Here is a 9,910-nt window from a genome sequence, read left to right on the forward strand (position 1 = left end):
CGAGGCCGCGCTAGCCTCCATGTGAGCGATGCACACATTCGAGTGTGTCGGGGCGCTCGAATCGCCGACCACAGAGGAGACCGGGATGACCGACTTGCCGCCCCCCATCAGCCCCGTTCTCGAGCCAGCGGCCAAGGACCTCTGCGAGCAGACCGATCCGCATCCCCGCATCTACGAGGTCTCTCCGGAGGAGGGCCGAAGAATCCTCTCCGACTTGCAGAGCGGCGAAGGCGTAGAACGTCCCGAGGTCGTTGAAGAGTGGGTCGACGTCGACGCCGGACAGTGGGGGACCGTCCGCACACGCATCATCCGGCCAACTGGGACCGATGGGTTGCTTCCGGTTGTGTTCTACATCCACGGGGCCGGCTGGGTGTTCGGTGACGAACACACCCACGACCGGCTTTTCCGGGAGCTCGCGGTCGGCGCCGGCGCGGCCGGGGTGTTCCCGGTGTACGACAGAGCGCCCGAGAAGGGCTATCCCACTCAGGTCGAGCAGAATTATGCCGTCGGGCAATGGGTACTCGAGCACGGTGCCGAGCACGGCCTGGACACCTCTCGGATCGCGGTCACCGGCGAGTCGGTCGGCGGGTGTATGTCTGCGGTCTTTGCCCTGATGAACAAGGACCGCAGCGGAATCGACCTCAGGGCCCAGGTACTCCTCTACCCAGTCGCCGACGCCGACTTCGACACCCCGTCTTACCTGCAGTTCGCCGAGGGCTACTACCTCACTCGCGATGGTATGAAGTGGTTCTGGGACGCCTACACCACCGACCCGGCGCAGCGCACCGAAAAGTATGCTTCGCCGCTGCAGGCGTCGCTCGAGGATCTCCAAGGGCTACCGCCGACACTCGTGATCACCGACGAAGCCGACGTGCTGCGCGATGAAGGCGAGCAGTACGCCAACAAGCTGCGCGAGGCCGGTGTCGAGGTCACCTCGGTCCGAGTGGCCGGCATGGTCCACGACTTCCTGCTCCTGGACAGTCTGCGAGACACCAAGGGCGCCAACGTTGCCCGACAGCTCGCGATTGATGCTCTGAAGACCGCCCTCCACTAGGCGTCGACAGCGGCTCCGAGAGGTCCGACCATCCGTGTGTTCAACGGGCCCCTGGCTGACAACCACAACAGAGAGAACGGCATGCCCACACGCATCCTGAACGTCGTCACCAACGTCGGTCACTATGATGACCCCGATCATCCGACCGGCTTGTGGCTCTCCGAACTCACCCACGCCTGGCACGTCTTCGATGAGCACGGGTTCGAACAGACCCTGGTCAGCCCGAAGGGTGGTGCCGTACCGCTCGAGCCGCGTGCGCTGAAGTTTCCCAGCTACGACAAGACAGCCAAGGCCTGGCGCGCCGACCCGGAGAAGATGGCCCTACTGGAGAACACCCTCAGCCCCGACGAGATCGACTCCGCCGATTACGACGCCATCTTCTTCACCGGCGGCCATGCGGTCATGTACGACTTTCCCGACAGCCCCGGCCTGCAACGCATCACTCGCGAGATCTACGAGCGCGGCAGGATCGTCTCCTCCGTCTGCCACGGCTACTGCGGCCTTCTCAACACCCGACTGTCCGACGGCACATATCTGATCGACGGCAAGAAGATGACCGGCTTCGCCTGGCAGGAGGAGGTACTCGCGCGAGTCGACAAGCTCGTGCCCTACAACGCTGAGCAGGTGGCCAAGGAGCGCGGCGCACTCTACGAGAAGGCCAAGCTGCCGTTCATCTCCTACGCGGTCGTCGACGGTACGCTCGTCACCGGCCAGAATCCTGGATCCGCGAAAGAGACGGCCAAGAAGGTTGCCGCGCTTCTCTGAACACCGCGTCGCATCGACCGTTGCGTCTGCCTAGTTCATATCCCGCCCCAGCACGCGTCCCACATGCTCTGCGAACTCGGCCCGAAAACTCTCGTAGCGCTCACGAATCAGCGCACCCGGCCACGGCTTCGGGCACAGCTCGTCGGGCAACAGCGGGTCCCCCATGATGTGCCGAACGACTCGCGCGGCGACCTCGAACCTGTCCTGCATGTCGACGCCACGATCGAGCGCCGCGACCAGCTGGCGCGCCTCATCCGCCCAGGCCGTCGGCGCGAACAATCTCTCAGCGAGCTCGTCGGCTGGTTCCTCCGGTTCCGCGTTGAACATCGACACGCGCTCGGCAACCACCGGATCGTCCAGGGTCACCTCGAGATTCGTCGGCCGCATCCACACGCCCTCCCGGAGCTCACCGAAGCGCAAGCCGGTCAACGCGGTCCGCGTCGCATTCCGTGTGGGTGCGTCGTCGGACGGCACACTGATCACCGCGAGCCACCAATGCCCGTTCCATGGACGCACCGCGGGACGGATCGACTCGTCCTGCCGACGTTGCCGTTCCGACAACCTGCCGCTGAGCCGATAGATGCCGTCGGCGCGGTCGAGGTCTCCGGCCGCGACCATTCGTGTCAGGGCCACGCGTACCGCGGACTCACCGATCCCGAGTTCGGTTGCGATGGCCAGGATTCCGGCCGACGATGCCTGCGCGGGATGGGCACCCAACAACGTGCTGAGGATGGCCGACCGTGCAGGGAGACGCTGCGGTCCGGACGGGCGGGGCATGGCGCGATGCTATCCCGTCGGCCGGTGCGCGCGATCCGTCACGTGGCCGCGCACGATCTGCGACGGGTTCACCCCGTATCGACGGCTGTGGGCCGCGGCGAACCGGCTCGGACTGCTGAATCCCCACCGGGCCGCGGCGTCGGCGACGGTGACGGCGCCCCTGTCGAGACGAGTTCTCCGTGACCGCTGCGGGAGTGCAGTCGTCCCGACAGCGGGATGTTGACCTCATAGGCACCCGGGTAGTGGCAGGCGATCGACACCGCCGTTCCCCAGGTGTGTCGGCCGATGGTGGCCCCGCCGAGCTCGACCGTGCGCAAGGGCAGGTCGACGTCGTCACGGCCGTCGAGGGCGGCCAACTCGTGCGGGAAATACACATCGGCGACGGCCTGATGTGCGGTCTCCCGATCCGGTGTACCCACGAGCTGCTCGGATGCGGACATCGTCTTTGTGTTCTACCGCATGCCGGTGTCGCTGTGCGATCCACATCACAGATTGCTCGCGCGATCCGTCTCGCAGTCGCGCAATCGGTATCGATCCGCGCCACGACTGTCCATGGCGTCTGTCGGCACCGGGCATCACTGCCCGACCGAGGAGCACAGTCACCCGACCGAGGAGCACAACCCGCGACCACCACCGTTTCCCGGCTCGACGACATCACCATGACCCAACTCGAGCGCAATCCGTACCCGATATACGAGCGCCTGCGTGCCGAGGTCCCGCTCGCCTACGTCCCCGTCCTCGGCTCGTATGTCGCCAGCACCGCGGAGATCTGCCGCGAGATCGCCACCAGCGACGACTTCGAGGCCATCATCACCAAGGCCGGTGGCCGCACCTTCGGGCATCCAGCGGTGATCGGTGTGAACGGACCGATCCACGCCGACCTGCCGACCGCGAGATCCATCTGTATCACGGTGTGCGCCATCGTGGGGAACTCTACGCGGTCGACTTTTGGGAGTCATTGGCGCGCAACCATTCCGGCGTGCGCTACGTGCCGCGCCTCAGCCGGGAGGCGTGGGCCGGGCGGCGCGGATATGTCGGCGATGCTCTCGTGGAGGACTTCGACAGTCTGCGCGGTCATGTCGCGTATCTGTGCGGGCCGCCCGCAATGGTCGATGCCGGGGTCAAGGCGTGCAAGCGTCGTCGGATGCCGAGCCGCAAACATCTCGGCGAGAGAAGTACACCCCGGCGCCCGTCAGCGATCTCGCTCCGGCGTGAGCACCGCGATGATTGAGTTCCCGCAGGACGGGTACCCGCTTCTGTGCGGGGGCATGGCGCTGCCCGAGACGAGCTATCCGACATCGATGGGAGCGTGAGATGGCACAGTACCGTGTGGTCAACGCCGACGGCGACGTGATCGACACGAAGGAGTTCTCCGACGCGACCGGTGCGTACGACTGGTTCAAGACCATCGAAGCACCCGACGACCAGCTCGGTGTTGCGATGCAGGTCCGCGATGAGGGCGAGTGGAAGAACTTCGAGGTGTCCGACGGCGGCACGAACGCGAGCCCGTCGGCTGACGCCTGAGCCGGTGCGCTGAGGACAGCGCGGCCGCCCAGCAGATACGAGGAGGCCCTGACCAGGAATCCATGGTCAGGGCCTCTTCTGCTATCTCAACCTAGCGTCGGGGTGGCGGGATTCGAACCCACGACCTCTTCGTCCCGAACGAAGCGCGCTACCAAGCTGCGCCACACCCCGTGTGTAGCCTGCGATAGCTTACCCCCACCACCGCCAAGGGACTAAATCGCCTGGTCGGGCACTGTTACACGAGCTGACGCCAAGGCGAACACTTCGACGCAGTCGGCGCGATTCCGATTCGTGACGTCGCTCCAAACCTTAAAGTATTTCCGGTACGACTGTCCCTACTTCTCCCTCTCGAACCGAAAGGACACCGGTCATGACCTCGCCGGATCATGATGCCAACGTAGGAGCGAAGGAAGGTTTCGCTTTCGGCATCTCGATTGTTGCGTCCGCATTGCTGTTCGTCGCCGGTCTGGTGGCCGTCTTCCAGGGCATCTCGGCGCTGGCCAACGACAAGCTGTTCGTCGCCGGCCCGCAGTACGTCTATCAGTTCGACCTCACCACCTGGGGCTGGATTCACCTGATCGTCGGCATCCTGGCGGTCATCATCGCCGGCGGCCTGGCGGTCGGCGCCGACTGGGCGCGGATCGCGGCGATCATCATCGCGTCGATCTCGATCATCGCGCAGTTCCTGTGGCTGCCCTACTACCCGCTGTGGGCGATCCTGATCATCGCGCTCGACCTGGTGGTCATCTGGGCGGTCGCGACGTGGAAGCCGTCGAACATCGCCTGACCCATCCGCATCCTGACCCATCCGTATCCTGACCCATCCGTATCTCGGGCGGCTCCGAATCGCAGTGGTCCATACCCACTCGAACGGAGCCGCCCGAATGCGTATCACCCGCACGATCCGACCCCTGTTCACGCTGTTCGCCACCGTAGCCGTGATCATCGGAGCCTTGGTCGCCACGTCCGCCCCCGCATCGGCGGCGCCGCTTCAGCCGATCCCGAAGCTCGACACCGAGCGATATCTGGGATCGTGGTGGCAGCTCGCGGCGGTCCCCGCGTTCTTCAATCTCGATTGCGCCAAGGACACCAAGGCCACCTACACCCCGATCAATCCGACGACCATCGGAGTGGAGAACACCTGCACGACGTTCACCGGCCAGTCCAACCAGGTCAAGGGCAAGGCCACCGTCGTCGACCCGGTGACCAAGGCACAGCTGTCGGTGAAATTCCCGCAGGTTCCGGCCAGCATCGATCCGGGGAACGCACCGAACTACATCGTCGCCTGGATCGCCGACGGCGCCGCCCCGACCGACCCGTACCGTTTCGCGGTCGTCGGAGATCCCACCCGCGCGTCCGGATTCCTGCTGTCCCGTGACAAGGTCGTCCCGACGTCGACACTGCGCATACTCCGCGGTGAGATCGAGAAGGCCGGCTTCAACTCGTGCACGTTCCTGGTCTCCCCGACCACAGGCGGACGAACCGATCAGTCACCTCTCTGCCTCGTGTGATCGCGCGGGTGGTCGCCGCGTGGTCTCGATACGCGCCCGGCTCGCTCGCTGCTACTCGACCAGCGGGGGTCGTCGGCGGCGCGCGTTGCCGTACTCGAGTCGCGGCGACCGACAGCATTGGCGTCGTAGGCTGTCCAGGTGACCGCTGACCTCGACAACCGGCGCACCCGATTGCTCGCCGACGCCTACCGGATCGCAGACGACGTCCTGTTCCCCGCGGCGGCCGAGGTCGACCGCAGCGGCCACATCCCCGCAGCGCATTGGACGGAACTCGCCGACGCCGGCCTGTTCGGCATCGCGGCGCCCGAAGAGGCCGGCGGACCGGGCCTGGGGTTCGAGCAGGTCGTCGAGATCCTGGAGGTCATCGTCTCGGGTTGTCTGTCAACCGGATTCACCTGGCTGCAGCACCACGGCGTGGTGATCTCACTCGCCGGCACGACGAACACGGCACTGCGCGACGAACTCTACGACGACGCCCGTGCGGGACGTATCCGCGCGGGCGTCGCGTATGCGGGGGTCGTGCCGACTCCGCCGCGGATGCGTGCCACCCGCACCGACCAGGGGTGGGTGTTCGACGGTCACGCGCCGTTCGTCAGTGGCTGGGGCATCGTCGACGTCCTCCAGGTGTCGGCGCGCGACGTGGACACCGACGACGTGATCGCCGCGATCGTCCCCATCGACCCGACTCCCGGGCAGATCGCGGTCAGCCCACTGCATCTCGGCGCCGCGGACGCCTCCCACACCGTGTCGTTGTCGGTCACCGGATTGCCGGTCACCGACGACCGCGTCGTCAGCCGGGTGACGCTCGACGACTTCTTCGCCGGCCAGAACATCGGAATCCGGCTGAACGGCACGCTCCCTCTCGGGCTGTTGCGTCGTTGCACCGCACTGCTCGACACGTCGGGGCACGACGATGCGGCACGCGCGCTCCGCGAACGAGGCGGCGTCGTACGCACCCGGCTCGACGGCGGTCTCGCCGACGCCGACGCCCTGATCGCCGCTCGTGCCGAGGCCGCAGAACTCGCGATGGATGCCGCTGGCACGCTGATCGCCGCCGACGGCGGCCGCGCGCTGCTACGCGGCAGCACCCCCGAACGGCTCGCACGCGAGGCGGTGTTCACGCTCGTGGCAGCCAGCCGCCCCCAATTGAAAGATCTTCTGGTGGAACGCTTCAGCGGTCTGTGAGCCGCGACGCGTACTCCTTCAAGAACGTCGCCTCGACGACGGCCATGTTCTCGATCTCGGTCGGATCGACACTTTCGTTGGGTGCATGGATGAGGCAGAGCGGCTCTTCGACCCCAAGCAACATGATCTCGGCGTCGGGGTAGGTCTCGGCGAAGACGTTGCACAGCGGGATCGAACCGCCCTGTCCCATGAGCAGCACATCTGTCCCGTACGCCCGTGACATCGCGTCGACCATCGTGTCGTAACCCGGTCCGGATGTCGCCCCGGTGAACGGGGAGCCGTCGGCCTCCCGCTCGAACGAGACCTTCACATGCCACGGCGCGACGTCGGTGAGATGGGCGATCAACGCATCCTGGGCGTGCTTGGCGTTCATCCCCGGCGGCACCCGGAGATTGATGCGCGCCCGCGCCCGCGGCACGATCGACGCCGACGACCCGACCACCGGCGGGCAGTCGATGCCGAGAACGGTCGCCGCCGGCCGTGCCCAGACCATGTCGGATACGCGGCCGGACCCGAGCAGATCCACGCCGTCGAGGACGTTGGCGTCGGTACGGAACGACTCTGCGGGATAGTCGACACCAGGCCAGGTGGCCGAGGCGTCGAGTCCGGCGACGGTGGTGTTGCCGTCGGCATCCCGCAACGTCGCCAGCATGGCGATCAACGCCGCCAGCGCGTCGGGTGCCGCGCCCCCGAACATCCCGGAATGCATAGCCGACGACAGCGTCTCGACGCTGACGACGATGTTCGCGATGCCACGCAGACTGGTGGTGAGGCTGGGCTTGCCGACCGCGAAATTGCCGGAGTCGCAGACGAGTATGGCGTCTGCGCGTAACAGGTCGGGGTGACGGGGGACGAAGTCCTCCATCCCACCGGTGCCCTGTTCCTCAGAGCCCTCCCCGACGATCGTGATGTTCACCGGGATGTCGCCGTCGAGGGCGCGCAGCGCGGTCAGGTGCATCGCGATGTTGCCCTTGCAGTCCGCCGCACCACGGCCGTACCAGCGTCCGTTACGCTCGGTCAGCGACCACACGGGCGAATCCCATTCGTCCTCGCCGAGGGGCGGTTGAACGTCGTGGTGGAAGTAGAGGAGCACCGTCGGCGAGTCGTCGGGGCCGGCGAGATGCCCGGTCACCGCCTTGCTTCCGTCGGCGGTGACGTGGGCGGCGACGTCGGCGAAGCCCACCTCGGTAAACGCCTCCTGCAGCCAGGAGACCATCTTGTCGCATTCCTCCGGCGGCGACTGCTCCGCATCGTGCACGGACCGGAATCCCACCATCGCCGTGAGATCCGACTGCGCCTGCGGCATCAAGCCGTGTACCCGTTCGCGTAATGCGTCGTCCGTCATCATCTGTCCTCGCTCTCGATCCGGTCTTCCCAGGGTGTCATGAGGTCGCGCCGGTGGACGCCGACTGCGCGGTTCGCGCACGAGGCCACAGCCACCACACGACGACCACCGCGACGACTGAATCGCCCCGGGTTTTGTAGAGACTCTCAAATCTGTGAAGGATGATGAGAGCATGGTGGCACCGAAGAAGTACGGCGAGGAACTGGGGGGCGGGCCACGCGCATGGGGTGTGAGGCGCGGCGTGATCCCGACTCGAGTCGTGGCGCGATCAAGCGGATCGCGGATCAGTCGGGGGTGCACCCGGAGGCCCTGCGCACCTGGGTACGCCAGGCCGAGATCGATGGCGGGGCGCGGGCGGGTACGTCGACCAGCGATGCCGACCGGATCGCCGAACTGGAACTCGGGAACCGAGAGTTGCGGCGCGCCAACGCGATTCTACGGACCTCGGCCGCGTTTTCGCCGCAGCGGAGCTCGACCGCAAGACGAAGTAGACCGGCAGGCGGTGCCGGTCGCGGTGATCGTCGACTGGATCGATGCTGATCGTGACCGGCTCGTCGACGGTCACCGACTCAGGGTCGAGCCGGTCTGCATGGTGTTGACCAGCGCCGGCGTGCAGATCGCCCCGAGCACTACTACGCGGCCAAGACGCCGCCTGCGTCGGCCCGGTCGGTGCGCGACCAGCAGCTGACGGCTGAGATCCGCCGCGCGTGGACGGCCAACCTCGGCGTGTACGGCGCCCGCACAGTGTGCGCCCAACTGCCGCGCGAACACATCGACGTTGCCGCTGCACCATCGAGAGGATTATGAAAACCAGTGGACTGCAATGTATTAGGTGGCGCAGGGCCACGGACGACAAAGTCCGACGGTGCCGAAACACCCCGGCCGGAGGATGTGGTCAGCCGGCAGTTCGTCGCCCAGGCGCCCAACGAGCTGTGGGTCGCGGATCTGACCTACATCCGGACCCGGTCAGGGTGGGTGTACGCGGCGTTCGTCCTCGACGTGTTCTCCCGGCGTGCGGTGGGCTGGCCGGTGTCGAGGAGCATGCGAGCTGATCTGGCGATCGACGCGCTGGAGATGGGACTGTGGATGTGGCGGCGCGCTGGGGAGAATCTGGCCGGTCTCATCCACCATTCTGACCGCGGGGTGCAGTATCGAGCGGTACGGTACACCCAGCGTCTCGACGACGCCGAAGCGGTGGCTTCTGTTGGTAGTAAAGGTGATTCGTACGACAACGCGATGGCCGAGGCGTTCAACTCGCTGGTCAAGGCCGAGTGCGTCCGCAACCCTTTCCTACGCCCGGATGCCGGCTGGAACGGCATCACCGACCTCGAACTGGCCGTCGCCGAATCCATCGATTGGTTCAATCATCGCCGCATCCACGGCGAAATCGGACAGGTCCCACCCGTCGAGTACGAAGAGCTGTTCTGGTCCCGGCACGACCGCGCCCGCTATCGTAGAGAACCGGTCCTCGCCGAGGCCGGAACCAACTAGCCCTCGGCGCTCCTCCATCACCGGAAGCCGGCCCGACTCCCTCGACGAGATGCAGCGCCTCACGTGAGGTTGTGTCTCGTCGAGATCTCGCTCTGATCGATCTTGTCGGTGCCCTCTCGTAGTGTTGTCACCAGCTGGAGAGAAGAAGACGAAGCGCGCCCCGTGTCCACTTGCCGGCCCGTCGCAGAACACGTAAGCCCTGCTGTCCTGTTCTGTCACTCGGGAGGCCGCAATGTCATCGACCGCATCACTGATCAT

Annotated in this window: 9 protein-coding genes, 1 tRNA gene and 3 pseudogenes; 9 read left to right on the plus strand and 4 right to left on the minus strand. The window is 66.1% G+C overall.

Going from position 1 to position 9,910, the window contains the following annotated elements; genetic code table 11:
• Positions 1-85 precede the first annotated feature (85 nt).
• A complete protein-coding gene (locus tag QSJ19_RS21380; protein WP_286323013.1) occupies positions 86-1,054 on the plus strand; it encodes an alpha/beta hydrolase in 969 nt (322 codons plus the stop codon).
• A gap of 81 nt (positions 1,055-1,135) precedes the next feature.
• A complete protein-coding gene (locus tag QSJ19_RS21385) occupies positions 1,136-1,819 on the plus strand; it encodes a type 1 glutamine amidotransferase domain-containing protein (protein WP_286323014.1) in 684 nt (227 codons plus the stop codon).
• Between the two features lie 30 nt (positions 1,820-1,849).
• Here the strand turns inward: QSJ19_RS21385 and QSJ19_RS21390 are convergent, their stop codons facing one another.
• Together QSJ19_RS21390 and QSJ19_RS21395 are read right to left on the minus strand one after the other, a co-directional pair.
• Positions 1,850-2,596, minus strand: coding sequence for a PaaX family transcriptional regulator C-terminal domain-containing protein (locus QSJ19_RS21390; protein WP_286323015.1), 747 nt, complete (start codon positions 2,594-2,596; stop codon positions 1,850-1,852).
• A gap of 68 nt (positions 2,597-2,664) precedes the next feature.
• Positions 2,665-3,036, minus strand: coding sequence for an AraC-like ligand-binding domain-containing protein (locus tag QSJ19_RS21395; protein WP_502876305.1), 372 nt, complete (start codon positions 3,034-3,036; stop codon positions 2,665-2,667).
• 219 nt (positions 3,037-3,255) lie between these two features.
• Here QSJ19_RS21395 and QSJ19_RS21400 point away from each other — a divergent pair.
• The 3 genes and pseudogenes from QSJ19_RS21400 to QSJ19_RS21410 all read left to right on the plus strand — a co-directional run.
• Positions 3,256-3,480 (plus strand): annotated as a pseudogene (locus tag QSJ19_RS21400) (cytochrome P450); the annotation flags it as partial.
• Between the two features lie 2 nt (positions 3,481-3,482).
• Positions 3,483-3,811 (plus strand): annotated as a pseudogene (locus tag QSJ19_RS21405) (ferredoxin reductase domain-containing protein); the annotation flags it as partial.
• Positions 3,812-3,910: 99 nt separating this feature from the next.
• A complete protein-coding gene (locus QSJ19_RS21410; protein WP_286323016.1) occupies positions 3,911-4,120 on the plus strand; it encodes a hypothetical protein in 210 nt (69 codons plus the stop codon).
• A 97-nt stretch (positions 4,121-4,217) separates the two neighbouring features.
• Here QSJ19_RS21410 and QSJ19_RS21415 read toward each other — a convergent pair.
• Positions 4,218-4,291 (minus strand) — tRNA-Pro (locus QSJ19_RS21415).
• A gap of 199 nt (positions 4,292-4,490) precedes the next feature.
• Between QSJ19_RS21415 and QSJ19_RS21420 the strand changes: the two genes are divergently transcribed.
• The 3 genes from QSJ19_RS21420 to QSJ19_RS21430 all read left to right on the plus strand — a co-directional run bounded on the left by QSJ19_RS21420 (position 4,491) and on the right by QSJ19_RS21430 (position 6,816).
• Positions 4,491-4,907, plus strand: a complete 417-nt coding sequence (locus QSJ19_RS21420; protein WP_286323017.1) for a DUF7144 family membrane protein — start codon at positions 4,491-4,493, stop codon at positions 4,905-4,907.
• Positions 4,908-5,004: 97 nt separating this feature from the next.
• Positions 5,005-5,631, plus strand: a complete 627-nt coding sequence (locus QSJ19_RS21425) for a lipocalin family protein (RefSeq protein ID WP_286323018.1) — start codon at positions 5,005-5,007, stop codon at positions 5,629-5,631.
• A 138-nt stretch (positions 5,632-5,769) separates the two neighbouring features.
• Positions 5,770-6,816, plus strand: coding sequence for an acyl-CoA dehydrogenase family protein (locus tag QSJ19_RS21430; RefSeq protein ID WP_286323019.1), 1,047 nt, complete (start codon positions 5,770-5,772; stop codon positions 6,814-6,816).
• Here the strand turns inward: QSJ19_RS21430 and QSJ19_RS21435 are convergent.
• Positions 6,803-8,161 carry a dipeptidase gene (locus QSJ19_RS21435; protein ID WP_286323020.1) on the minus strand — a complete coding sequence of 453 codons (1,359 nt, stop codon included), beginning with the start codon at positions 8,159-8,161 and terminating at the stop codon, positions 6,803-6,805. The genes QSJ19_RS21430 and QSJ19_RS21435 overlap by 14 nt on opposite strands.
• A gap of 172 nt (positions 8,162-8,333) precedes the next feature.
• Here QSJ19_RS21435 and QSJ19_RS21440 point away from each other — a divergent pair.
• Positions 8,334-9,652, plus strand: a pseudogene (locus QSJ19_RS21440) (IS3 family transposase).
• Positions 9,653-9,910: the final 258 nt, after the last annotated feature.

It is taken from the genome of Gordonia sp. ABSL11-1, assembly GCF_030315685.1.
In the GTDB taxonomy this organism is placed as follows: Bacteria; Actinomycetota; Actinomycetes; order Mycobacteriales; family Mycobacteriaceae; genus Gordonia.

What these genes read in the sequence shown, in the direction of transcription:
- QSJ19_RS21380 (WP_286323013.1), top strand. Translation starts at nt 86, where the DNA reads ATGACCGACTTGCCGCCCCCCATCAGCCCCGTTCTCGAGCCAGCGGCC.
- QSJ19_RS21385 (WP_286323014.1), top strand. Translation starts at nt 1,136, where the DNA reads ATGCCCACACGCATCCTGAACGTCGTCACCAACGTCGGTCACTATGAT.
- QSJ19_RS21390 (WP_286323015.1), bottom strand. Translation starts at nt 2,596, where the DNA reads ATGCCCCGCCCGTCCGGACCGCAGCGTCTCCCTGCACGGTCGGCCATC.
- QSJ19_RS21395 (WP_502876305.1), bottom strand. Translation starts at nt 3,036, where the DNA reads ATGTCCGCATCCGAGCAGCTCGTGGGTACACCGGATCGGGAGACCGCA.
- QSJ19_RS21410 (WP_286323016.1), top strand. Translation starts at nt 3,911, where the DNA reads ATGGCACAGTACCGTGTGGTCAACGCCGACGGCGACGTGATCGACACG.
- QSJ19_RS21420 (WP_286323017.1), top strand. Translation starts at nt 4,491, where the DNA reads ATGACCTCGCCGGATCATGATGCCAACGTAGGAGCGAAGGAAGGTTTC.
- QSJ19_RS21425 (WP_286323018.1), top strand. Translation starts at nt 5,005, where the DNA reads ATGCGTATCACCCGCACGATCCGACCCCTGTTCACGCTGTTCGCCACC.
- QSJ19_RS21435 (WP_286323020.1), bottom strand. Translation starts at nt 8,161, where the DNA reads ATGACGGACGACGCATTACGCGAACGGGTACACGGCTTGATGCCGCAG.